At 56.9% G+C, this 23,964-nt stretch carries 16 protein-coding genes and 1 other RNA gene; 12 read left to right on the top strand and 5 right to left on the bottom strand.

Features of this window, described 5'->3' with window-relative positions; genetic code table 11:
* Positions 1-214 precede the first annotated feature (214 nt).
* The 3 genes from AC5FXY_RS04030 (at position 215) to AC5FXY_RS04020 (ending at position 6,055) form a co-directional block, all read left to right on the top strand.
* The gene (locus tag AC5FXY_RS04030; protein WP_493555350.1) at positions 215-3,241 is read left to right on the top strand and encodes a SusC/RagA family TonB-linked outer membrane protein; all 3,027 of its coding nucleotides are present in this window, start codon (positions 215-217) and stop codon (positions 3,239-3,241) included.
* 11 nt (positions 3,242-3,252) lie between these two features.
* Entirely contained in the window at positions 3,253-4,911 is a 1,659-nt protein-coding gene (locus AC5FXY_RS04025; protein WP_493555349.1) for a RagB/SusD family nutrient uptake outer membrane protein, read from the top strand.
* Between the two features lie 91 nt (positions 4,912-5,002).
* A complete protein-coding gene (locus AC5FXY_RS04020) occupies positions 5,003-6,055 on the top strand; it encodes a SusE domain-containing protein (RefSeq protein WP_493555348.1) in 1,053 nt (350 codons plus the stop codon).
* 413 nt (positions 6,056-6,468) lie between these two features.
* On the opposite strand, the gene AC5FXY_RS04015 is transcribed toward AC5FXY_RS04020, so the two are convergent.
* Positions 6,469-7,710 carry a T9SS type A sorting domain-containing protein gene (locus tag AC5FXY_RS04015; protein WP_493555347.1) on the bottom strand — a complete coding sequence of 414 codons (1,242 nt, stop codon included), beginning with the start codon at positions 7,708-7,710 and terminating at the stop codon, positions 6,469-6,471.
* A 411-nt stretch (positions 7,711-8,121) separates the two neighbouring features.
* On the opposite strand from AC5FXY_RS04015, the gene AC5FXY_RS04010 reads away from it, so the two are divergent.
* Entirely contained in the window at positions 8,122-8,982 is an 861-nt protein-coding gene (locus AC5FXY_RS04010) for an N-acetylglucosamine kinase (protein ID WP_493555346.1), read from the top strand.
* 68 nt (positions 8,983-9,050) lie between these two features.
* On the opposite strand, the gene AC5FXY_RS04005 is transcribed toward AC5FXY_RS04010, so the two are convergent.
* A complete protein-coding gene (locus tag AC5FXY_RS04005) occupies positions 9,051-11,891 on the bottom strand; it encodes an alpha-amylase family glycosyl hydrolase (protein WP_493555345.1) in 2,841 nt (946 codons plus the stop codon).
* A 152-nt stretch (positions 11,892-12,043) separates the two neighbouring features.
* Here AC5FXY_RS04005 and AC5FXY_RS04000 point away from each other — a divergent pair, with 152 nt between their 5' ends.
* The 7 genes from AC5FXY_RS04000 to AC5FXY_RS03970 all read left to right on the top strand — a co-directional run bounded on the left by AC5FXY_RS04000 (position 12,044) and on the right by AC5FXY_RS03970 (position 19,037).
* Positions 12,044-13,018, top strand: coding sequence for a DUF2279 domain-containing protein (locus AC5FXY_RS04000; protein ID WP_493555344.1), 975 nt, complete (start codon positions 12,044-12,046; stop codon positions 13,016-13,018).
* Positions 13,019-13,120: 102 nt separating this feature from the next.
* Positions 13,121-14,254 carry a Smr/MutS family protein gene (locus AC5FXY_RS03995; protein WP_493555343.1) on the top strand — a complete coding sequence of 378 codons (1,134 nt, stop codon included), beginning with the start codon at positions 13,121-13,123 and terminating at the stop codon, positions 14,252-14,254.
* Positions 14,255-14,444: 190 nt separating this feature from the next.
* On the top strand, positions 14,445-14,726 hold the full coding sequence (locus tag AC5FXY_RS03990) for a GIY-YIG nuclease family protein (RefSeq protein ID WP_493555342.1): 282 nt from the start codon (positions 14,445-14,447) through the stop codon (positions 14,724-14,726).
* Between the two features lie 152 nt (positions 14,727-14,878).
* Positions 14,879-16,765 carry a M1 family metallopeptidase gene (locus AC5FXY_RS03985; RefSeq protein ID WP_493555341.1) on the top strand — a complete coding sequence of 629 codons (1,887 nt, stop codon included), beginning with the start codon at positions 14,879-14,881 and terminating at the stop codon, positions 16,763-16,765.
* A 20-nt stretch (positions 16,766-16,785) separates the two neighbouring features.
* The gene (locus AC5FXY_RS03980; RefSeq protein WP_493555340.1) at positions 16,786-17,358 is read left to right on the top strand and encodes a hypothetical protein; all 573 of its coding nucleotides are present in this window, start codon (positions 16,786-16,788) and stop codon (positions 17,356-17,358) included.
* Positions 17,355-17,752: RNase P RNA component class A (gene rnpB / locus AC5FXY_RS03975), an RNA gene on the top strand. The genes AC5FXY_RS03980 and rnpB overlap by 4 nt, the downstream gene beginning before the upstream one ends.
* Positions 17,753-17,879: 127 nt before the next feature.
* Positions 17,880-19,037 carry a sigma-54-dependent transcriptional regulator gene (locus AC5FXY_RS03970; protein WP_493555339.1) on the top strand — a complete coding sequence of 386 codons (1,158 nt, stop codon included), beginning with the start codon at positions 17,880-17,882 and terminating at the stop codon, positions 19,035-19,037.
* A 65-nt stretch (positions 19,038-19,102) separates the two neighbouring features.
* Here AC5FXY_RS03970 and AC5FXY_RS03965 read toward each other — a convergent pair whose 3' ends face one another.
* Together AC5FXY_RS03965 and AC5FXY_RS03960 are read right to left on the bottom strand one after the other, a co-directional pair.
* A complete protein-coding gene (locus AC5FXY_RS03965; RefSeq protein ID WP_493555338.1) occupies positions 19,103-19,483 on the bottom strand; it encodes a hypothetical protein in 381 nt (126 codons plus the stop codon).
* A 188-nt stretch (positions 19,484-19,671) separates the two neighbouring features.
* Complete coding sequence (locus AC5FXY_RS03960; RefSeq protein ID WP_493555337.1) at positions 19,672-20,688, bottom strand: acyl-CoA synthetase family protein; 1,017 nt, start codon at positions 20,686-20,688, stop codon at positions 19,672-19,674.
* Positions 20,689-20,802: 114 nt separating this feature from the next.
* Here AC5FXY_RS03960 and AC5FXY_RS03955 point away from each other — a divergent pair, with 114 nt between their 5' ends.
* A complete protein-coding gene (locus AC5FXY_RS03955) occupies positions 20,803-21,345 on the top strand; it encodes a hypothetical protein (RefSeq protein WP_493555336.1) in 543 nt (180 codons plus the stop codon).
* Between the two features lie 77 nt (positions 21,346-21,422).
* Here AC5FXY_RS03955 and AC5FXY_RS03950 read toward each other — a convergent pair whose 3' ends face one another.
* Positions 21,423-23,843 (bottom strand): alpha-ketoacid dehydrogenase subunit alpha/beta, encoded by a 2,421-nt coding sequence (locus AC5FXY_RS03950; protein WP_493555335.1) that lies wholly within the window; start codon positions 23,841-23,843, stop codon positions 21,423-21,425.
* Positions 23,844-23,964 lie beyond the last annotated feature (121 nt).

The raw sequence follows: 23,964 nt of genomic DNA, 5'->3' as shown, positions 1-23,964 counted from the left end.
ATTCAGTGTACTTTACAAAATAGCTTCTGTATGAAGTTCTAGGGCCGGTTGTGTTTGATGTTAGCAAAACTTTATCTTGCGGAGTTTATTTACGATAATGCCGTTGTAGCGTCTCTTCAAATGTGCCAGAAAACAGCCATGACCGACGCCGACGCATCCTACCAGAGCCTCACCAATCCCCGCTAATATTTCCCACAACCCATTTCATGTCATCATGAAGCACTCCTACCTGCAGAAAGTATGGTTTCTGCTTTTCCTGCTCGTCAGTTGCTGCCTGCATGCCGCCGCCCAGACGGGCACGGTAAGCGGCCGCATTGTCGACGAAAAAAATTCAGCTCTACCGGGCGTAACGATTATTGTGGAAGGCACTCAGCTTGGTAGCTCTACCAATGCCGAAGGTCAGTACCTGATTACAAACGTGCCGGCCGGTCAGCAGACGGTTATTGCCTCGTTTGTGGGCTACTCCACCCAACGGGTTCCCGTGAACGTAGCGGCGGGCCAAACAACCAACGTGCCCGCTATTACGCTGGGCGAAAACACTACGCTGCTGAATGAAGCCGTGGTAGTGGGCTACGGCGTACAGCGTCGTCAGGACGTAACCGGGGCTATTGCGACGGTACAGGCCAAGGACTTCGTGCCCGGCCAGATTACCAACCCGGAGCAATTGGTGCAGGGTAAGATTGCGGGTGTGAACATCACCACCGGCGGCGGTGCCCCCGGGGCAGCCAACGCTATCCGTATCCGCGGCGGCTCTTCGCTTAACGCCAACAACGATCCGCTGTTCGTAATCGATGGTGTGCCGGTAGATAAAGGTGGCATCAGCGGTGCCAGTAACCCGCTTTCGCTTATCAACCCGAACGACATCGAGTCGGTAACGGTACTGAAGGATGCTTCCGCGTTGGCCATTTACGGCAACCGCGCCTCCAACGGGGTAATACTCATCACTACCAAGCGTGGTGTACAAGGCGAGAAGCTCACCGTAAATTTCTCGTCGCAGACTTCCGTTTCGCGTCCTTTCAAAACTTATGATGTATTGGGCGCCGACGAGTTCCGTTCTGTAATTCAAGCAAATGGCCTACCTGGTCAAGTTGCTACCCTCGGCACGGCCAACACCAACTGGCAGGACGAGATTTTCCGCACTGCCGCTACCTATGACAACAACGTCAGCTTGACCGGCAACCTGGGCAAACTGCCCTTCCGTGTGTCGTACGGCAACCTGTACCAGGACGGTATTGTCATCACCAACAACCTGAAGCGTAACACGGGCGCCCTCAGCCTATCGCCTGTAATTCTCGACGGCCACCTGCGCATTGACGTTAATGCCAAAGGCACCCAACTGAAGAACCGCTTCATCGACAATGGCCAGATTGGCACTGCCATTTTTTATGACCCCACCCAGCCCGTGCGCTCAGCTGAGGCACAGTTTGCTCCCTTCGGTGGCTACTATCAGTTCTTGACGCCTTCCGGCCGCCCGCTCAGCTTGGCGCCCGGCAACCCGGTAGCATCTCTGAACAACACAAACAACATCAGTGATGTAAAGCGCTTCATCGGCAACGTGCAGTTGGACTACAAGTTCCACTTCCTGCCCGAGCTGCGTGCCAATCTGAACTTGGCTACTGACCTGTCGCGCGGCTCCGGTTCCACCACCAACGCCGTAACCGACTTTGGCACTTTCAACCCCGACGCAACCAACGTCAATCAGAACGGCCGCTTCAGCGAGTTCAAGCAGAACAAGGACATGCGCCTGCTGGAGTTCTACTTGGCTTACAACAAGCAACTGGGCGAGAACAGCAAGTTTGACATCCAGGCAGGCTACTCTCACCAAGATTTTGAAGAAGAGGGTCCGCTCTTCTTGCCTTACCGCTTTGACCGTACCACGCTGGCTACTGCCGGTGCTACCCAAACAGTAGCTGGTTTCTACATTCCGTACCGTCTTATCTCGTATTTCAGCCGCGCTAACCTGACGGTAAAAGACCGTTACCTGCTGACGGCTACGCTGCGCAATGACAACACCTCGCGTTTCGGCGAAGAAAACCGTAGCGGTTACTTCCCAGCTTTGGGCTTGGGCTGGCGCATCAAGGGCGAAAACTTCCTGGCCAACCTGAACTCCATTTCAGAGCTGAAGCTGCGTGCCGGTTACGGCATCACGGGCCAGCAAGAAATTGGCGGCCCATTTGACTACCTGCCGCGCTACGTAACGGGCCGCTCTACGGTACAATACCAAATTGGTCTTGACCCCTCTGGCAACCCTATCTTCGTCACGACGCAACGTCCGTCAGGCTACAATGCTGACCTGCGCTGGGAAACGACCACCACCATCAACTTGGGCCTGGACTGGGGCGTGCTTGACAATCGCCTTTCTGGTTCTATCGATGTTTACGAGCGTGAATCCAATGACCTGCTGGCTAACGTATTTGTACCAGCCGGCGGCCTCGCCAACCAGTTGAACCGCAACATCGGTTCACTGCGCAACCGTGGCGTGGAAGTAGCGCTGAATGCTGCTCCCGTACGCACTGATAACTTCACTTGGGACTTGAACTTCAACGTGGCTTACAACAAAACTGAAATCACCGACCTCGGTGCTCAGCAGGAAGGCTTCGTGGGTTACCAGGTAGAAGGCATACCGGGCGGTACCGGCAGCACCATCCAAATCAACTCGGTGGGCTTCCCGAACAATGCCTTCTATGTGTATCAGCAGGTGTATGGCCAGGACGGCCGGCCGGTTGAGGGTGTGTACGTAGACCGCAGCGGTGACGGCATCATCAACGAGAACGACCTCTACCGCTACAAGCAGCGGGCTCCCCTCGCTACGTTTGGTTTCTCGACCACCTTGGCCTACAAGAAATTGTCGCTGAGCACCGTGCTGCGCGCCAACACCGGCAACTACGTATACAACGCCATTGCTGGCAACGGTGCTAACTTCGCTAACGCGCAGAGCTCAACCGGCTTTGTAAGCAACCTGCCCTCGAGCATCGGAAATACCAACTTCCGCACCGCGCAGTTCTTCTCCGACTATTACGTGGAAAACGGCTCGTTCCTCCGTGGCGAAAACATCACATTGGGTTACAACGTGGGCAGCATTTTCTCCGAACGTGCGAATCTTCGCCTGACCGCAGCTGTTCAGAATGTATTCCTGATTACCAAGTACAGCGGTCTGGATCCGGAAATTTTCTCTGGGGTTGACAACAACTTCTATCCCCGTGCCCGCACCTTCACTTTTGGCCTGAACGCTAGCTTCTAACCAACCCGACAATGAATAGAATTCTGATCCGTGGCTTGGTAGCAGCCACCACCGGCCTGGTCTTAAGTGCTGGCCTTAGCTCCTGTAACGACTTAGACCTGAAGCCCAAGTATGAAACCACGCCAGACCGGGTGTATGTAGACTTAAATGGCTACCGCTCCGTATTGGCCAAACTTTACGGCGGTTTTGCCGTGACAGGACTGGGCACTGATAATGGCAACCAAGGTGCTGCCGGCGACGGCGACATCGGCGGTATCGACGAGGGTACTTCTGACTACATCCGTCAGTTGTGGAGCGCTCAAGAACTGACGACCGACGAAGCCATTGTAGCTTGGGGTGACGCAGGCGTACGCGACTGGCACAACATGAACTGGTCGGCTTCCAACCCGCTCATTCGGGGTCTGTATTACCGCCTCTACTACGAAATTGCTATTTGCAACGAGTTCATCCGCGAGTCGAGCGACGACAAGCTGAACTCTCGCCTGAGCGGCAATGACGTGGCTACAGCGCGCCGCTTCCGTGCTGAAGCTCGCTTCTTGCGTGCGGTATCCTACATGCACGTGGTGGATCTGTTTGGTGGTGGGCCTTTCGTAACCGAAACCGACCCCGCAGGCGCATATACTCCCCCGTACCGCACCCGTCAGCAACTGTTTGACTTTGCCGAAAGCGAGTTGCTAGCCCTCGCCAACGACCCAGACTTCGCTGAGCCGCGCACGAACGAGTATGCTCGCGTTGACAAAGCTGCCGCTTGGGGCATGCTGTCCCGCTTGTACCTCAATGCGCAGGTTTATACTGGTACTGCTCGCAACACCGAAGCCGCAACTTACGCCAAGCGTGTAATTGACGCTGGTTACGCTTTGGCTGCTACTCCGGCTGCCAACGTTTCGTCGGCTTACGGCCGTCTGTTCCTGGCTGACAACCATACGGCTCCTGCTCGCAACGAAATCATTTGGCCGGTTGCCTTTGACGCGAATAACACCCGCAGCTTCGGTGGCACTACTTTCCTGGTGAATGGTTCGACTAGCTCTAGCAGTGCTGCCTGGCAGGCCCGCGTGGGCATGACTGGCGGCTGGAATGGCCTGCGTACCACTCGCAACCTCTTCCAGCTGTTTCCTGATACGGCACAAGACCGCCGTGGCCGCTTCTGGACACAAGGTCAGACGCTGGAGATTGACGACATCGGCACCTTTGCTCAGGGCTTTGGTGTGGTGAAATTCCGTAACGTAACCTCGGCTGGCACTCCGCAAAACGGATCGGTGAACCAATCCAGCGTTGACTTTCCGATGATACGTCTGGCAGAGATGATGTTGAACTACGCCGAAGCAGTTACGCGCGGCGGCACCGGTGATGCAGCGCTGGCCCGCACCTATGTCAATCAGATTCGCCGTCGTGCCTACGGTTTGCCGATCAACACGCCCAGCACTGTAGCTGACGTGAACTCACTTACGCTTGATTTCATCCTTGATGAGCGTGGTCGTGAGCTGTTCTGGGAAGCATTCCGCCGTACCGACCTCATTCGCTACAACCGCTTTGTGGGCGGGTCCTACTTGTGGCCTTGGAAAGGTGGTGTACGGGATGGACGCGCAGTGGAAAACTTCCGCGTGCTGTTCCCCATTCCGGCTTCTGACCGGACTGTAAACCCCAACCTACCCCAAAATGAAGGGTATTAATTAAGGAACCAAAGAACGCCTATGTTACTATGGAACATGGGCGTTCTTCCTTGTTAAACCCAAAATTCCCACACCATTTGTTTTTACTTCCATGACAAACCGGCTTACTAAATACACGGGTATTCTAGCCGCGGTTCTGCTTCTCTCGGCTTGCGAGAAAGATGAAGACCGTGTGGTAATGAAAACACCGGACACCGCTGCGCTTACGGCCTCCGGGACAACTGCAAACCTGACCAGCGCTAACGCGGCTCAGAACGCTGTGACCTATACTTGGGCAGCTCCTGACTTCGGTTACCAGGCCGCTGTAAATTATTCCCTGCAGTTTGACAAGCGCGGTAACAATTTCCAGACCCCTTACGAACTCACGGTGTCTGGTACTTCCAAGAGCTTTACCGTAGCGGAGCTGAACGACATTTTCGTTAGTCGGCTGCGGCTGCCTGCCGGTTCGGCCTCGCAGGTAGAAGTGCGGTTGAAGGCCAGCATTAGCAACGACGTATTCACGTTGTCGCCGACGCAGACGCTTACTGCCACTCCTTACTTGGTGGTCATTAACTACCCCTCGCTCTACGTTCCCGGTAACCACCAAGGTTGGTCCCCGGCTACGGCCCCTCGGATTTCGGCTTTCACGGCTACCCCCACCGCTTACGAAGGATACGTGAACATGACGGATGCTTCGCCGGAGTTTAAGTTCACGAGCGAGCGTACTTGGGATGGCACGAACTACGGCGCGGGCACGACTGCTGGCACCCTTTCGACCAATGGTGGCGCTGGCAACCTGACTGTCCCGGCTCCAGGCTACTACCGCCTGAAGGCCAACACTGCTAGCCTGACTTGGGAAGCTACCCGTACCACGTGGGCCGTTATCGGCTCGGCTACTCCCGGCGGTTGGAACACTGAAACGCCCTTGACCTACAACGCTACCACGGGCAAGTGGACCGCACAAGTTCCGCTGACTGTTTCGGGCACCGATAACAAGATCAAGTTCCGGGCAAATAACGCTTGGGACATCAACTTTGGTGACGACGGCGCTGACGGCTCGTTGGAGTACGGTGGTGCCGATATTCCGGTCCCGGCTGCAGGTACCTACACGGTAACGCTGGACCTGAGCAACCCGGGCAACTACACTTACTCGCTCACGCGCTAGTACTTGCTTACAAGCTAAAAAGCAGCCGCCTTACGGGCGGCTGCTTTTTTTGTGGGGTAAATGAATTGGCATATGAGGCAGCCCGTAGCAGCAAACATGACCAAAAACCACACCCTCCCTCATATAATAGCGAAGGAGTTACCATTTGACTATCGGTTAATTGACCTCACACAGCTCGACCACTTGCGTTGCCCGGTGGTTAACAGATCGTCGCCCATACGAACCATCAGCTTGACACGGTGTCATGTCATCGGCTTCTGACTGCGTTAAGCATCCTGCCACAGCATGAGCATGCATGCGTCTATTTAATTCAGTAATACTCGCGCCTTATTGTATAGTACACCTTGACATAAAGTAAAAGCGCCTGCTGCAATTGCAGCAGGCGCTTTCAAATAAGCGTGGTGTGATTCGACTTACAGCAAAGTAACCTTGCGCGTAGCAACTTGCTCGCCGACCTGAACTTTCACTAAGTAAGTACCAGCAGCTACCGCAGCCGAGTTGATTTTCTGGCTCTGCTCACCTACAGCTTGCTGACCATCGAAAATGGTGCTTACCTGGCGGCCCATCAAGTCAGTCAACTCGATACGTACGGGCTGCGACCGATCCGTTACACGGTACGAAACGGTAGCTTCGCCTTGGCTGGGATTGGGGTACACGTTCATGTCCACAGCAGCAACGGCAGCGCGGTTGCTCAAGGCGCCGTTGGCACCCAAGGCAAACCCTGCAGTCTGCGCACCAGCAATGGTGGCGAAATCTACGTCGTTGGGCGTACCATTACCGGCGCCGCCCAGGTTAATGCCTGGTCCGGGGAAAGTAGCTGGCAGCGGAGCAGTATTCTGTGGAATAAACTCGCCAGAGGCGAATCCACCGTTATCATTGTTCTGCAAGGCGAAAATGCGGAAAGCTGGCGTACCCGTCAGAGCGCCCAGTGCTGCCCGGTCAAGCTCAATCTCCCAGCCCAAAGAACCAGCTCCGCCATACGCAGCTCCGGTTATGGGCGTCGTGTTACCCGGATTTTCGGCGATGCGGCCGGTGGTAGTGTTACGATATGCCATGCGGGAGCCGGTCAAACCTGCGTAAGGAGCAGTCGTAGCCGTGGCAGGGATAGTAAATGCGGTACCGTTGCCCTGGATCAAAGCAGTGGAGCTGGTTAAAGCCTTGCTCTGTACGGCTGTAGCCGAAGTAAACACGGCAGCTTCTGCTCTGTAGGTCTGCGGGGAACCGGCAGCAGGTGTGCCTTCGCTGCGTAGGGCCAGAGCAAGGTCAGCTGCTTGATCTAGTTTGATACGATTGATTCGCTCAAAAGAAGTACCAGCAGCGCCGCCTGGCAGGAAAGTAGCAGCAGGTACCCCGGTAACGCCTGGCAGGTCAAGGTAGATCTGGAACGAGTTGCCGTTGGTTTCGACAGTGCCCCCCAAGAAGATATACACCTTCGTTGCGGTGCTAGCCACATAAAGGCTCAGCAAACCATTGTTACCAAAAGGCCGCCCCGTGTTTTGGTTGCCCGTAAAGGCGTTGCTCTTACCGAGCAATACGTAGTTGCCAGCTGTCAGCTCAGTAGCGGTCAGTTGGCCGTCGAGTACCACCTGCGCTTGTGCGCTGTGGACACCAGCAACTAATGCACCGGCGGCAGCAAGGGTAAAAAGTTTTTTCATGGAGAATGAAGAATAGGAGTGAATGGGAAAAAGGTGAAGTGCCAGTAAAGCAGCAAAGAAGCTCTAAGAGTGCAGTTTTTACGCCCACATCTAGCTTTTGTTGCCATATCTGCTTCCTAAATGTATGTAGTGTTATTAATCTCCAAAACATAGACGCAATATATTTTCAATAGTACTACTATCACAGGATAATTATAACTTCTCATTTAGCTAACCTCCTGATAGTTAAGCTCATCTTACAGGTCTAACTAGCAAGAGTTATGCAAACGATTGCACGAACAGGCACAAACGTATTTTCACTTTACTCAGTAATCTTGCGTATTCAGAAGTCACTACTCTGCACATCATTTCTATTTTCGCAGCTAGTGCGGCTGAGCCGTTTATTTCGTTTTGAAACCCTTGCTTTTCCCTATGATTCTAATTGCTGACGGCGGTTCTACGAAAACCAGCTGGTGCCAACTTGAGTTGGACGATCCACAAGAGCGCGTGCATTTCAATACGGAGGGGTACAACCCGTATTTCATCGACACAAATGGTATCGTGGAGTCGCTGGACCAGAGCCTGCCCGAGGCCCTCAACCGCGAAGATGTAACGGCCGTGAGCTACTACGGCGCGGGCTGCTCCACTCCCACCAACGTGGCCATCGTGGAGCGCGCAATGCGTCAGATTTTTCCCAATGCGAATGTGCACGTGGGCCACGACCTGCTGGCGGCGGCCCGCGCCCTGCTAGGACGTAAGCCTGGCTTCGCGGCTATTCTGGGCACGGGCACCAACTCGTGCATCTACGATGGCCAGAACGTGACGCATAACATCGATTCGCTGGGCTACTTTCTTGGCGATGAGGGCTCGGGCTCCTGGATCGGCAAGCGCCTACTACGCGACTACATGCGCTTTCTCATGCCCGATGAATTGCAGGATGCATTTCGCCAGGAATACGGCCTGGTCAACGAGCAAATTTTCGACCGCATCTACAACCAGCCCTTGCCCAACCGCTTCCTGGCCTCGTTCAGCAAGTTTGCCTACGAGCACAACAACTACAGCTACTGCCGCGACATTGTGGTAGAAGGCTTTGAGGCGTTCTTTAAAAACCTCGTCATCCGTTACCCCGATTACCGCGACTATACCTTCAACTGCATCGGTTCGGTGGGTTACAATTTCCGCGACGCCCTGGCTCAGGTGGCCCGCGCCCATGGCATGCAGATCGGCAAGATCATCCGCTCCCCTATCGATAGCCTCGTGGATTATCATGTGGAGGTAGCCAACGACAAATAGGTAGCTAATACCCCAAAAAAGGCCGTCTTCGAGGAGAAGACGGCCTTTTTTATGTCCGATGGAGCAGATTAGGGCTGCACTACCAGGCGAGTAGAGGCAGTGGAGGCACCAGCCTGCACCTTCACTACATAAATACCCGGTGCGAGACCATTAAGTGGCACCGTTACGTTCACCGCCCCGGCGGCCTGGCGGCCAGGCAGCGTCACTTTGCGCACTTCGCTACCGATAACGTTCACCACGCTTACCTGCACCGCGGCGGCACTAGGCAAGGTCATGCGTACCGAAGCACTGCTGCTAGCGGGGTTCGGGGCTACGGTCAGGCCGAGGGCTGCTACCTGCTGGGCGGCGCGGGTGGTGGTAACCGTGGCCGGGCGCGTGAGGCGGCGTGTGGTGTACACGCGGTACTCGCCGGGCTGCAGCGTCAGCTGGGCATTCACGTTGGTCACGGTGATGCTGTCGCCGGTCATGTAGTTGTACCACTTGCCCGTCGTCTGGAAGCGTGGATCAAGCGTGGTGCTGGTTACGTCGAAGTTACCTAGGATGGCCACACTCAGGTTAGCGTTGCTGAGGTGAATGGTTTTGGCCGCTCCGCTCAATTGCTGAACATAGTTAGTCGGATTGTCGAATACCGGCTGCGAGGTCTTCAGCGCAATCAGGTTGCGGTACACATTGTACAGCTTCTGACGGTTGGCGTTCTGCTGATAATCCCAACGGATGGGCTTGTTGCCTACGCGGCAGTTCGGGTCGATGGTGCCGTTGGGGCAGTAGTTGATAGAGAAGTCGTAACCCAGCTCCCCAAACTGCCAGATCATTTTCGGGCCGGGCACGGTGAAGAAGAAGGCTGCGGCGGCTTCGTTGCGCGCCAATGCCACGTTGAGGTCGCGCACGTTGTGAGCGGGGTTGGCCTGGTTGCCGAAGGTCAGGTTTTTGTACATCAGACGCTCCTCGTCGTGGCTTTCCATGTACCCGACTAAGTTGGGCTGTGTCCAGTTACGAGCGCCGTGGTATACTCCGCTGAAGTCCGACTGGGGCAAGTAACCCATGGTGGCTTCGTTGTAATTGTGGGTCATGTTGCCCCACAGCATCATGCCGGCATTCGACAGCACACTTTCTTCGCTGTTTTCAGCAAAGTGCTCCAGAATCACATAGGCGCTCTGGTCTACCGAGCGGATGAAGTTGTTGTAGTCGAGCCAGATATTGATGCGCGACTGGTCGTACTGGCTCCAAGCGCCAACGTTGCCGCCGGTGTTGGTTTGGGTGAAGCCTTTCGAGAGGTCGAAGCGGTAACCATCCATCTTGTACTCCTGCAACCAGTGCTCCATCACACGTTTTGAGAACGTCTTGGTGAACTGGCTTTCGTGATTGAAGTCGTAACCAACGTTGAAGGGGTGCGTGGCATCTTGGTTGAACCACGGGCTGTTGGCCGCCGGGCGGTTGTTGTCGAAGTACATCTGTACCATCGGCGACTGTCCAAAAGAGTGGTTCAGCACCATGTCGATGATAACGGCAATGCCGCGACGGTGGCACTCATCAACGAAGCGCTTAAGCTCGTTTTTGGGGCCGTAGTACTTGTCGGGCGCGAAGAAGAACGAAGGGTTGTAGCCCCAAGATTCGTTGCCCTCAAACTCGTTGATAGGCATCAACTCGATGGCATTCACGCCGAGGCGCTGCAGGTAGCCGAGCGTATCAATCAGGGTCTGGTAGTCATGGCGGGCGATGAAGTCACGCACCAGCAGCTCGTAAATCACCAGCTTGGTTTTGGCCGGGCGCTGGTAATTAGTCGTTTGCCAAGCATAAGCCGGCGCGTTGCTTTGCAGCACCGATACGATGCCCGTGGTCTGGCCCGTGGGATAGGCCTTCAGATTGGGGTAAGTAATGGCCGGGATAAACCGGTCGTTGTTGGGGTCAAGCACCTTTTCCGAATACGGGTCAGCTACGCGCAGCTCGCCATCGACCAAGTACTGATAAGCGTACTCCTGGCCGGGCGTGAGGCCCGTGAGCGTCACCCACCACTGGTTGCCATCGGGCGTTTTGTTCATGAAAGCAGCCTGCGTCGGTTGCCAGTTGTTGAACTCGCCGAGCACGTACACGAACTGCTTGCTCGGAGCCGTAAGTACCAACGTAGCCGAGGTGCCACCGGTCTGGTAGTTGATACCGTCACGTACACCAGCTGGCAGGGCGGCAGTAGTTACGGCTGGGCGCACATACACGATAGCCGAATCGGAAACGGTGGTGGTGCCGGCCGTTGCCGTCAGGCGAATTACGTTTCGGCCCGCTTGCGTGGGCGTCACGCTGCTGGTGAGCGAGGTAGCGTTGGTTTGTTGGGCTACCTGCGTGCCATTCAGCGCCAGGGTCAGCGTGGCAGCCTGCGAAGAGGTGCCGCTCACGCTTACCGATGCGCCGCTGCTCACGAAGGTGGGGTTGGCGCCGGTAGTAGGGCTGGTAATGCGTACGTTCAGGCCGGCGCTCTGCTGCACGTCCACGAAGATGTCGCCCGAGGGGCCACGGCCTACCAGCGAACCATCGGCATTCTTGAAAATCATGGCCAGCTTCAGCACCTGCTCGGTAGCCGGTACGCCGTACCAGGCGCGCACATTGGGGCTCAGGGTGATGCTCCAGCGGTTGTTGCCGAGCGAGGTCATCTGGGCGGCCGGGTCGGCCTGACCAAACGACGGGCTCTTGACATACTTCCAGTCGCTGGGCGAGGTGCTCAGGTTGGTAATGACCCCGGTCCAGATGTAAACCGGGCCAGCAAAGCCGCTCAGGGCAGCGTTGCCCTGGCTGGCGTCGTAGATGATGGTAACCGGATCGGCAGCCGTGAAGAATACCGGCTGCGTGGTCACCACCTGTGCCCGCACGGCGCCGCTAAGCAGCACCATCAGCAAAGCAAGGAGTCGAAATGCTTTCATTGAAAGTGGGAATGGATGAAAGAAATAATCGAAGACAAAGACCCAAAAGCGGCTACCAAGACGTGGCGGGAGTGGCCACTTTGGCTTTTCTGCGTACTTTTCGGGCTATGCCGCCCCTAAGTTACTCCCGTTTTTATTTGTGTAGTTTATTAATGTTTTTTCATCTGCTCAGTAATTACTCAGCAGCAGCTCAGGGCATTGATTCCGTTCACCGTCTGAGCCTTTCATCAGCAACCATCCGACCGGGCTTTGGGTTGGGAAAACCTAGCGAAACCACCCTGCTTACCCGCCAGCTCAGCCGCCGCGATACTGCGCTGAACGTACCTCGCTACCGTCTGCCGCTGGTAGTGGGGACCTTTGCCGTGGGCTACGCGGGTACGTACTACGCTCTGAGCCGCGGCTGGTACACGGGCCCACGCAGCCGTTTTCATTGGTTTGACGATTCGCACGAGTGGAAGCAGCTCGATAAAGCCGGCCACGCCTGGGGTGCTTTCCACGAAAGCCGCGGCGCCGTGGACCTGTTGCGTTGGGCCGGCCTCACCAAAAAGCAGGCGCTTTGGTACGGCGGCTTCGTTGGGTTCTTACTCCAGGCCCCTATCGAGTATTTCGATGGCCGTGACCCGGCTTATGGAGCCTCCGCTACCGATTTGGCCGCCAACTTCCTGGGCTCGGCTGGCGTGGTGGCCCAACACCTGGCGTGGGACGAGGTGCGCATCATGCCCAAAGTATCGTTTCGGCTGACGCCTTACGCCGCGCGCCGCCCCAACGTGCTGGGCAGCACCTTGCCCGAACGCCTGCTTAAGGACTACAACGGCCAGACCTACTGGCTCTGCACCGACGTGGGCGCTTTCCTGCCCGAAGGCAACTGCTGGCCCCGCTGGCTACAGCCGGCCCTGGGCTATGGCGCACAGCAGATCGTGTTCAACGACCCGGCCACCAACCGCGCCGCCGGCTTCGATGCATACCGCCAGTATTACCTGTCGCTCGACATCGACCTGCGCCGTATTCCTACCCGCAGCAAAGCCCTGCGTACGATGTTCTACGTGGCAAGCATTTTTCACCTGCCCGCCCCGGCAGTAGAGCTCAACCGCAAGCGCGGCCTCGTGCTACACGGACTGTACTGGTGAAAGAGTGGCGGTTCCGCGCTATCTGACGACCTTTACCCCTCGCGCCGGACATGGGTAATTGCCCATCTGGCGTAATCAATAACCCCAGAGCACAAGAGCATCATGAATATTGGAGATAGAGTGCGCCTCATGTCGGGCCGCGAAGAAGGCATCGTTACCCGCATCCTCGATCAGAATTTGGTGGAAGTCACTATCGATGATTTTCCCGTGCCGGTGCTGCGCAGCGAGTTGGTGCTGGTAGCGCCCGAAGAGTTCAAGGCTTTTGGCGGCAGCGAACTGGCGCCTTCCCAGGTTGCTGCGCCGCGGCCGCTGAAACCAGGCAAGCCATCTAAAACCGCTGCCCCTCAAACTACCAGCACCACTACGCCTACCGGTAGCACCGTAAATCCGCCCAAGGCTGCGCCCGCCCCGCCCGCGCCCAAGGGTTTGTACCTAGCGCTGGTTCAGCAAACTTCGGAGCTGCTGGTAGCGCACCTGATCAACAACACCGATGCCGACGTGCTCTTTACCTTTGGCGAGGAGCGCAACGGCCAATACCGCGCTCTGGCCGCCGACAAACTCGCGCCCAGAACCACCAGCCAGCCGCTTGGTCATCGGCACATGAAGGATTTTGATCAGTGGGCTACGGCCGTGGTGCAGCTGCTACCCTCACAGCTCAATAGCCCGGTGCTTTATGATGTGCTGCTGAAGCGTGTGTCTTTCAAAGCCAGCACATTTTACTCCAGCCGCCGCGAGGCGCCCGTCATCAAGCGCGAGGCTTACCTCTTCCAGCTCGACGAGAAGCCGGCCGCCGCTATTCCGGTGCCCACCACCGACGAGCCCAAGCCCGCTCCCACCCCGGCCGTGGACCCGGCGAAGCTGCGCGACCAGATTGCCGACAAGCTTCGTGGCGACGCCAAAAGCGTGGTGCCGGCGCCCAAGCAGGAGCCGGTAAAAGCCATTGTGCCACCGCCCCACGAGGTGGATCTGCACTTAGAAGCGCTTAAGCCCGAGGGCGGCGTTGAGGGTTTGTCGAACACGGCTGTGTTGGAGTTGCAAACGGCAGCTTTCGAGGATGCCCTGAGCCGGGCCCTGGCCACCAACATGCACGAAATCATCTTCATCCACGGCGTGGGCAATGGCACCTTGCGCAAGGAGCTGCACAAGCGCCTGAGCCGAAATCGGGACATTAAGTTTTTTGAGGAAGCGCGGAAGGAGAAGTTCGGCTACGGCGCTACGCTGGTGCGGCTGAAGTAGCTACTCCGCGCCTCGTATGTCATCCTGAATCGCAGCCGAAGGACCTTCTCACGCTAGTACAAGGCGTTGTTTACTTTGTCATCCTGAGCAAAGCGAAGGACCTTACCACGCGAGATAGTAACTAATTATAGTTGCCCAGATGTGGTAAGGTCCTTCGCTTTGCTCAGAATGACAGGCACCAAAAACTATTATGTCTTACTACGTCTATATCACTACAAATCCCGCCAAAACCGTTCTATACATTGGCGTAACCAATAACCTCGCAACCCGCCTGGCGCAGCACTTCGAAAACCGTGGTCATCAACAGACTTTTGCCGGTCGCTACTTCTGTTACAACCTGCTTTACTTCGAGCAGCACCAAAACAGCCTAGCGGCCATTGCCCGCGAGAAGGAGTTAAAAGGCTGGACGCGAGCCAAGAAGGAAGTGTTAATCGACACGCTGAATCCTGACCGTGACTTCCTGCTGGTGTAAAGTAAATGATCCACTTTACGCAGCCGTTCACGCTTGATAAGGTCCTTCGCGTTGCTCAGTATGACAACTTAAACAATGAGTCGTGCATGCATGAGTAGGTCCTTCGGCTTGCGACTCAGGATGACAGTTTCTCTACATTTCTACATTTCCGCATGAACCTACCCGGCCTGCTTGCCGCTTCCCTCCTCGCCCTCAGCACCCTGCCGGCGCTGGCACAGCAACAGCCGCTCCAGCAGCTATCCATACCGCGCAACCTGCAGGCCACCTACGCCAATGGCACGCGCAGCGCGAGCGGCCAGCCCGGCCCGAATTACTGGCAAAACTCAGCTGACTACAAGCTCAACATCAGCTTCGACCCAACTACGCGGCGCGTGGCGGGCACCGTTGATATCACCTACCAGAATAACAGCCCCGACGAGCTAGGTCAGCTCTGGTTTAAGCTCTACCCCAACCTCTACAAGCAGGGTGCCGCCCGCGCTTCCAGCATCAAGCCGGAAGACGTCGGCGAGGGCGTCAAAATCGAACAGCTAACCATCAACGGTAAGCCCGTAAACGTGGCCGAGTTGCGCATCGATGCCACCAACATGCAAGTGCCGCTAGCCGAGGTGCTGCCGAGCAAGGGTAGCGCCCGGGTATCGGTGACGTACTCGTACGTGCTCAACAAGGAGTCGCACATGCGCACGGGTGAGATTGAGCCAAACGCGGCTTTCATCGCCTACTTTTTCCCGCGCATTGCCGTGTACGACGACATCGACGGTTGGAACAAAACGCCCTACAACGGCCAACAGGAGTTTTACAACGATTTCTGCAACTTCTCCGCCGCCATCACCGTGCCCAAGGACTTCGTGGTGTGGGCCACCGGAGACTTGCAGAACGCCGAGCAGGTGCTTACCAAGAAATACCAAAAACGCCTGCGCGACGCGGAAAAGAAGGACGCCATCGTGCCCATCATCGATGCAGCCGACCTGGCCCGCCGCGACATCACCGCTGCCAACGCCCAGAACACCTGGCGCTTCGAGGCGAAGAACGTGACGGACTTTGCCTTCGCTACTTCCGACCACTACGTGTGGGAATCTACCAGCCTGGTAGTCGACCCCAAAACCAAGCGCCGCACCCGCGTGGACACGGCCTACAACCCCAAGCACAAGGACTTTGAGGAAGTAACCAGCTTCGCCCGCAAAACGGTGGAAGCCATGAGCTACACCTTCCCGAAGTGGCCCTTCCCCTACCCGCACATTTCGGTGTTCGACGGCCTCGACCAAATGGAATACCCCATGATGGTGAACGACAACCCGGTAGCTACTCGCGAGGATGCCATTACCCTCACCGACCACGAAGTATTCCACACGATGTTCCCATTCTACATGGGCACCAACGAGACGAAATACGGCTGGATGGACGAAGGTTGGGCCACCATCGGCGAGTGGATTATCTCGGGCATCATCGACCCGAAACTGGAAGACGACTACGGCGTGCGCCCCTACGCCATGCATGCCGCGACTGAGGTAGATGTGCCCATCACCACGCTGAGCACCCAGCAAACCGGCACCGCGTTCTTCCTGAACTCATACCCAAAGCCGGCCCTGGGCTACCTCTACGTTAAGGACTTGCTCGGCGACGAGCTGTTCACGAAGGCGCTGCACACCTACATCCAGAACTGGCAGGGCAAGCACCCCATGCCCTTCGACTTCTTCAATTCCATGAACGCCGGCGCCGGCCGCAACCTCAACTGGTTCTGGCAGCGCTGGTTTTTCGATAACGGCTACCCTGACCTGTCCATCCAGAGTGTGACCAAACAAGGCGCCGGCTACGACGTGGTGGTGGAAGCCAAAGGCAGCAAGCCCGTGCCCGTAGACGTGACCATCACCTACGCCGACGGCAGCACCCAAAAAGCCCACCGCAACGTGGGCGTGTGGGAATCAGGCGCCCGCACGGTAACGGTAAACGTGCCCGGCGACAAAGCCGTGAAGCAGGTGAAACTAGGCAGCACCTATGTGCCCGATAGCTTTCCGCTGGATAATGTGTGGGAGGGGAAGTAGAACGTCTATAATTGAATACTATGAGACAAGCAGACATTACCGCTATTATTGCCGAGTACCGCAGATTTAGGCAAAAGCATCCGGATACCTGGATAGAATTCACTCTACAACAGACCTCTTTGGCATCTGCAGTTGAAGTGGCCGCTTTGTCCATTGATACTCAGGGCAGACGCAATCCTCATCAACGCCGAAGGTCTGCTCAGACATTGCAAGCGTTTCGAGATGCGCTGTTACTCTTGGTACCGCAAATGCGCAAAGCGCAGCATTTCGACCAACTGTTCAGCTTTGTTGACTCCGTCCGAGTCCACGACATTGGTCCACTCACGAAGTATGATGCAGCGCACAGGATCGGTTGTTACCTCGATTTGTTACCTGATAAGGTATATCTACATAATGGTGCATTAATCGGTGCCCAACGCCTGATCGGCAAACCGATCAAAGAACGCTACATCAGCAAACAACGATTACCCAAAGCTTTCCACGCTAAAGACATAAGTTGCGCGGACATCGAAGACATCCTCTGCATCTATAAGGATAGATGGAAGGATGCAACTGATAAAGTATCTAAACCTCTTACCTTTGCCTGCAAGTGATGCGCCGCCCCACCGCTGCGCTCTTCGGAGCGGAGAGGAAAGTCCGGGCAACGCAGAGCACCCTGCTTCCTAACGGGAAGGACGGCGGCTGGGAACGGCCGTTGGACAGCCAGTGCCACAGAAAACTACCGCCTGCCGCCTTCGGGCGGTCGGTAAGGGTGAAAAGGTGCGGTAAGAGCGCACCAGCGGGCGGGTGACCGTTCCGGCTGGGTAAACCTCAGGGGTTGAAAGGCCAAATAGGCCGGCACGCGGAGCCGTAAGGCTTCGCAACGGGCGGCTCGTTCGGTCGGCGGGTAGGCTGATGGAGCCTGCGCGTGAGTGCAGGCCTAGATAAATGGTGGGGCCGCTGCCGCAAGGTGGCGGACAGAACCCGGCTTACAGGCGCATCACCTGGTATCAGAACCGGCCGTCGTTGCAGAGCGCAGCGGCGGCCGGTTTTGCGTTAGGGCAAAAAGCCACGAGAACCGCGCTACCGCCTAACTTCGTTACTTTCGAACCTTCGACCGATATACCCTGATTCCATGCCCCGCATTCTCATCATCGACGACGAAAAAGCCATTCGCTACACGCTGAAGGAAATTCTGGAGTTCGAAAATTATACCGTAGATCAGGCCGAAGACGGGCCCGCCGGCCTTGATATGCTCATCAAGGACAAGTACGACGTGGTGCTCTGCGACGTAAAAATGCCCAAGATGGATGGCCTGGAAGTGCTGGAGCGCGCGCAGAAAATCTCGCCCGACACGGTTTTCATCATGATATCAGCCCACGGCAACATCGAAATGGCCGTGGACGCCACCAAGAAGGGCGCCTTCGATTTCATCCCGAAGCCGCCGGACCTGAATCGTCTGCTCGTGACGGTGCGCAACGCTTTGGACCGCACCAAGCTGGTGGTAGAGACCAAAACGCTCAAGAAAAAGATTGCCAAAAGCTCCGAAATGGTAGGCACCTCGGCGGCGCTGGAAGTCGTGCGTACGGCCATTGCCAAAGTAGCTCCCACCGATGCCCGTGTGCTCATCACCGGCCCCAACGGCGCCGGCAAGGAAATGGTAGCTCGCCAGATTCACGAGCTGAGCAACCGCGCCAGCGGCCCGATGGTGGAAGTAAACTGCGCCGCCATTCCGTCGGAGCTGATCGAGTCGGAGCTGTTTGGGCATGAGAAAGGCTCGTTTACCTCGGCCGTGAAGCAGCGCATCGGGAAGTTTGAGCAGGCCGATGGCGGCACGCTGTTCCTGGACGAAATCGGCGACATGAGCCTCTCGGCCCAGGCCAAGGTGCTGCGCGCCCTGCAGGAAAACAAAATCACCCGCGTGGGCGGCGAAAAGGAAATATCGGTAAACGTGCGCGTGGTGGCGGCTACCAACAAAAACCTGCTGCAGGAAATTGCCGACCGCAACTTCCGCGAAGACTTGTACCACCGCCTCTCCGTTATCCTGATCCAGGTACCGGCCCTAAACGACCGCCGCGACGACATTCCAGCGCTGGTGGAAAAGTTCCTGGCCGACATCGGCAACGACTACGGCACCAAGCCCAAGAAGATGAGCCCCGAAGGCATGAAGTACCTGCAGGGCCTCGACTGGCGCGGCAACATCCGGGAGCTACGCAACGTGGTAGAGCGCCTCGTCATCATGGGCGGCGACCCAATTTCGGAGGACGACGCCAAAGGCTTCTCGGGGAAGTAATTACAACCTCCGGGTAATAAGCGAAACAGGCCAGCCCGTATAGGCTGGCCTGTTTCGCTTATGGCTTATTGTTCATTGGCTTTAGCTTCTCGGTTCAGCCGTTTCTGGTCCCGCATCCGGCCCTTTTCCTCGTTTAGCTGCACTTGAGCAGCCTTTTCTTGCTGCTTGCTTTGCTTGGCCATCAACTGCTGTTCTTTCAGTTGGTGCTTTTGAACTTGCATCTCGTTTCGCTGCTGGCGCAACTGCGATTCGCTGGCATTTACCGCTTGGCGGTTGTTTACGCTTTGGCGGTGCTTGTCCGCAACGTTCTTCCTAGCGTCTAAGGTCCGCTCCTTCTGTTGGTCCAGCCGCATTTGGGCAGAGTCTGTAGCCTGAGCCAATGCGGTAGGACTAAACCCAACCATTGCGGCTGCAGTGAATGCAAAAAGTATTAGTACGTGTTTCATGATTTCAGGATAAAGAGGGTTTATCCTGTTACGTATTACAGCACAAATTCACTGTAAATCAGAAGTTTATTATTGATTTACTTTTTTTTGTGCGTTTGTATTAGCATGCCAAAGCTTCTGTAGACCAATAATGGCGTAGCAATGCACAGCCCCTTTGGTTTACACTCACTCTTGTGTTAAAAAAGAGGCTACCCAGCCATCTGGCTACAGCCTCGGATGTCGGAGTTATCGAGCCTACCCAGCACCTCAAACGAACCATCTGGGTGGCGCCGGCCCAGGTCGCGGGTTTCGATGAAAGCGCAGCTATCCACGTTGGCGAGGTCTACCACATTGATGGCACCGCTGCCACGCTTGAAGTTGGCGCTGAACGGGTCGGTGGGCTCGCGCAGCAGCACTTGCAACGCAGGCGGCGCATAAAAACGGCCGTGGCCGGGGCTGTACGCCTGTGAGAGCAACTCAGTCATCCCGTATTCGGAGTGGATGACGGCCTGGCCAAACGCCGGCGCTAGCAAAGCATGTAGCTCTTCCCGAATCATCTCGCGGCGGCGGCCTTTCATGCCGCCGGTTTCCAGCACGGCATCGGGCAAGTGCAAAGCCGGGTGGCCCGCAGAGGCTTCGATCAGATCGAGTAGCGCGAAAGTCACGCCAATGAGCATCACCTTCCGGTCACCTGCACGCTTGGCATCCTGCAGCGCTTCCAGCAGCGCAGCGTGGTCGTGCAGGAAGAAAGCATTCTGTTGGGACTGGCCCGAAGCCTTTACGAAGTGCTCGACCATGGCTACCAACGACGACTCACCCTGCTCCAAATACGACGGTAGCAAGGCCAGAAACGTCCACCCTCTCAGCGGGCCATACTGCTGCTCGAACAGCCGCTGTGCGTGCTCGTGGTACAGCTGTGGGTCGCGCACGAGGTGGCGGCTGCGCTGCATCTGGGTGGTGCCGCTGCTGCGAAATACCTGTGCGGGCTGCCACGCGTCGCCGGGCTCCAGGGTAATTACGTCCTGACTCTTGAAAAACTCAATGGGCAAAAACGGCACGTCGCTGAGTTGCTGCACTTGCTCGGGCAAGCAGCCCAGCGCGGCGAGCCATTCGCGGTAGGGCACGCAGTATTGCGCCTGGTGCCGGAACAGGCGCAGCGCCAGATCGGCAGCCATATCGGGGGTTACCTGGGCTAGTTCGGCCAAGTAAGTATCGCGGAAACTCATCGACCTAAAACCGGGTTAACGAGCATAACAAATAGGCTGGCGCTGCGTTGACTGCATATAAATTGCGTACTTTCTGCCGTCGGCTTCTGGCTGTAACTGCTTTGCTTTTCTACTATGCTGCGCATACGTCTACTTTCGGGTCTTTTATTGGTGCTTAGCACCGCGCTGCTGGGCTGCGAAGACGCACCGGATTATCCCGATACGCCTTCCATCGAATTCAAAAGCATCCGCGCCCAGCGTGAGACGCCTGACAACGGTGGCACGCCCTTCAACCGCATCTTCATCACCGTTGCGTACAAAGATGGTAACGGCGACCTAGGTTTGTCTGATGCTGACGTTCAGTCGCCGCCGTTTAACCAGGAACGTTACAAAAACAACTACCTCCTGACGCTCTACCGCAAAGACAGCCGCGGGGAATTTGTACAGTACATTCCGTTCTTCCCCTTCAACGGTCGCTTTCCGCGTATGCTGAACGACGACGAGAAGCCCCAACCGATTCGCGGTGATTTGGAATACGAAGTTATCAAAGGCATTGGCTTCGACATCACCGACCCTGACTTTCGCCCCGGCACTGAAGTCAAGTTTACAGTGCAGATTATGGACCGGGAGTTGAACGAGAGCAACATCGTTACTACCGACGTCCTCACGCTGCCATAGCGTTTCGTCTCGGCCTCAAACGCAAACCGCCCCGCCACTGCTCATCAGTGGCGGGGCGGTTTGCGTTTGACCAATGCCTAGTAAATGTTGGGGAAACGCTGCGGATCAGCCTCCTGCATCATTTCGTATACCACGTCGAACACGTCCTCCGCGTTAGGCTTTGAGAAGTAGTCGCCATCGGAGCCGTAGGGCGGGCGGTGGGGCTGCGCCGCGAGGCAGCGCGGCTGCGAGTCGAGGAAGCGGTAGGCACCCTGCTCGTCAATCACCTGCTGCAGCATAAAGCCGGTGCCGCCACCCGGCACGTCTTCGTCGGCGAAGAGCACGCGGTTGGTTTTCTTGATCGACTCCAGAATCATGCTTTCGCGGTCGAAAGGCAGCAGCGTTTGTACGTCCACCACTTCAGCCGAAATACCCACTTGCTCTAACTGCTTAGCGGCATCCAGCACGATGCGGCACATCGAGCCGTAGGTCACGATGGTGATATCAGAGCCCTCACGCAATACTTCCGGTACGCCCAGCGGCACCGTGAATTCGGCGATGTTCGAGGGAATACGTTCCTTCAGGCGGTAGCCATTCAGGGGCTCAATTACCAGAGCTGGCTCGTCGCTCTTCAGCAAGGTGTTGTAGAAACCGGCAGCCTGCGTCATGTCGCGGGGAACGAGCACGTGCATGCCGCGGATGCTATTCAGGATCATACCCATGGGCGAGCCACTGTGCCAGATGCCTTCCAAACGGTGGCCGCGGGTACGCACGATGAGCGGCGCCTTCTGCCCGCCTTTAGTGCGGTACTGCAGCGAGGCCAAGTCATCGGAAAGAATCTGGATGGCGTAGAGCAGGTAATCGAGGTACTGAATCTCGGTTATCGGACGCAGGCCGCGCATGGCTGCCCCGATGCCCTGCCCCACAATGGTGCATTCGCGGATACCGGTGTCGGTCACGCGCAGGTCGCCGTACTTTTCCTGCAGGCCCGCAAAGGCTTGGTTTACATCGCCGATGCGGCCCACGTCTTCGCCGATGGCAAACACGCGCGGGTCGCGGGCCAGGATAGCGTCGAAGCAAGCCTGCAGCACCTCGCGGCCGTCGACCTGGGCGGCATCCTCGGCAAACACCGGCTTCACTTCCTCCACTTGCAGCGCGGATTCTTCGCTCTGGCTGAAGAGGTGCGAGTTGTAACGGTCGGCGTTTTCGGCTACGGCTTGCTCGTGCCAGCGGCGCAGCTCGGCGCGGGCGCCGGAGCGTTTCACGTCGCGCACCAGGCGCAGAGCCCGGCGTACGGCGCGCATCATATCAGCCCGGATAGGCGTCGGATTGTGCTCCAGCTGGTGAATCAGCTCGTGTAGCTCGTTTTCGCGGCCGGTTTCAGTGGCCAGGTTGTTAAGCAGCGCCACGGCTTCGTCGCGCTCCTGCAGCAGCGGATTAAAGAAAGACTCCCAGGCAGCGGCGCGGGCTTTGCGCACGGCGTCTTTGGCTTCGCTTTCAATCTGATCCAGCTCAGCTTCGGTAGCGTGGCCTTCCTGCAGCATCCACAGGCGCATCTGGCGCATGCAGTCAAACTCCTGCTCCCAAGTGAGGCGGTCTTTGGTCTTGTAGCGTTCGTGCGAACCGGAAGTGGAGTGGCCTTGTGGCTGCGTCACTTCAGTTACGTGAATCAGCACTGGCACATGCTCCCGGCGGCACACTTCGGCGGCGCGCTGGTACGTGTCGACGAGGGCGGCGTAATCCCAGCCTTTCACCACGAAGATTTCGAAGCCCTGCTCGCCCGGCGCATTGCGCTGGAAACCCATCAGGATTTCCGAAATGCTCTGCTTGCAGGTCTGGTACTCGGCCGGCACTGAAATGCCGTAATGGTCGTCCCACACGCTCATGAGCATGGGCACCTGCAGCACACCGGCCGCATTGATGGCCTCGAAGAACATGCCTTCGGAGGTGCTGGCGTTGCCGATGGTGCCGAAGGCTACCTCGTCACCGTTGCGCGAGAACTGCGTGAACTGCTGCAGCTCGGGGTTGTGGCGAAACAGCTTGGAAGCGTAAGCTAGGCCGAGCAGGCGCGGCATCTGGCCACCGGTGGGCGAAATATCAGCCGTGGAGTTTTTGCTGTCGACCAGCGCCTTGAAGTTGCCGTCCTCGTCGAGGAAGCGGGTGGCAAAGTGGCCGTTCATGGCACGGCCCGCGGTGGCCGGTTCGGCCTCCACGTCGGGATGGGCGTAAAGTTGGGCGAAGTACTGCTGCAGCGTCAGCTCGCCGATGGCGAACATGAACGTTTGGTCGCGGTAATAACCGGAGCGAAAGTCGCCGGCACGGAAGGCACGGGCCATGGCCAACTGCGGCAGCTCTTTGCCATCGCCGAAGATGCCAAACTTGGCCTTGCCCATAAATACTTCCTTGCGGCCCGTGAGCGAAGCCTGGCGGCTTTCCCAACCTAGGCGATAATCACGGAGCAGTTCTTCTTTGCTGAGCGTGGCGGCGGCCGAAGCAACGGCCGATTCGGCAGTGGACATGCGGATGGGCGTCGGGGAAAAATAGACGGAGCGGTGCGCCTGCCGCAAGGCAGGCGGCCCATCCCACACGGACGGGCCCTCAAAAGTACGCAAAACGGGCGCTTTGGTATGCGTGAAAGCA

The sequence above is a fragment of the Hymenobacter sp. FMD4 genome (assembly GCF_058932745.1).
Note: the sequence above shows the minus strand (reverse complement) of the source record. Positions and strands in the feature narration are given on the sequence as shown.

Bases quoted from the DNA above. Each gene is read 5' to 3' on its own strand.
- AC5FXY_RS04030 (WP_493555350.1), top strand. From the start codon at position 215: ATGAAGCACTCCTACCTGCAGAAAGTATGGTTTCTGCTTTTCCTGCTC.
- AC5FXY_RS03985 (WP_493555341.1), top strand. From the start codon at position 14,879: ATGAACCTACCCGGCCTGCTTGCCGCTTCCCTCCTCGCCCTCAGCACC.
- AC5FXY_RS03995 (WP_493555343.1), top strand. From the start codon at position 13,121: ATGAATATTGGAGATAGAGTGCGCCTCATGTCGGGCCGCGAAGAAGGC.
- AC5FXY_RS04025 (WP_493555349.1), top strand. From the start codon at position 3,253: ATGAATAGAATTCTGATCCGTGGCTTGGTAGCAGCCACCACCGGCCTG.
- AC5FXY_RS04015 (WP_493555347.1), bottom strand. From the start codon at position 7,710: ATGAAAAAACTTTTTACCCTTGCTGCCGCCGGTGCATTAGTTGCTGGT.
- AC5FXY_RS04000 (WP_493555344.1), top strand. From the start codon at position 12,044: ATGTTTTTTCATCTGCTCAGTAATTACTCAGCAGCAGCTCAGGGCATT.
- AC5FXY_RS03955 (WP_493555336.1), top strand. From the start codon at position 20,803: ATGCTGCGCATACGTCTACTTTCGGGTCTTTTATTGGTGCTTAGCACC.
- AC5FXY_RS03960 (WP_493555337.1), bottom strand. From the start codon at position 20,688: ATGAGTTTCCGCGATACTTACTTGGCCGAACTAGCCCAGGTAACCCCC.
- AC5FXY_RS04005 (WP_493555345.1), bottom strand. From the start codon at position 11,891: ATGAAAGCATTTCGACTCCTTGCTTTGCTGATGGTGCTGCTTAGCGGC.
- AC5FXY_RS04020 (WP_493555348.1), top strand. From the start codon at position 5,003: ATGACAAACCGGCTTACTAAATACACGGGTATTCTAGCCGCGGTTCTG.
- AC5FXY_RS03970 (WP_493555339.1), top strand. From the start codon at position 17,880: ATGCCCCGCATTCTCATCATCGACGACGAAAAAGCCATTCGCTACACG.
- AC5FXY_RS03980 (WP_493555340.1), top strand. From the start codon at position 16,786: ATGAGACAAGCAGACATTACCGCTATTATTGCCGAGTACCGCAGATTT.
- AC5FXY_RS03965 (WP_493555338.1), bottom strand. From the start codon at position 19,483: ATGAAACACGTACTAATACTTTTTGCATTCACTGCAGCCGCAATGGTT.
- AC5FXY_RS03990 (WP_493555342.1), top strand. From the start codon at position 14,445: ATGTCTTACTACGTCTATATCACTACAAATCCCGCCAAAACCGTTCTA.
- AC5FXY_RS04010 (WP_493555346.1), top strand. From the start codon at position 8,122: ATGATTCTAATTGCTGACGGCGGTTCTACGAAAACCAGCTGGTGCCAA.
- AC5FXY_RS03950 (WP_493555335.1), bottom strand. From the start codon at position 23,843: ATGTCCACTGCCGAATCGGCCGTTGCTTCGGCCGCCGCCACGCTCAGC.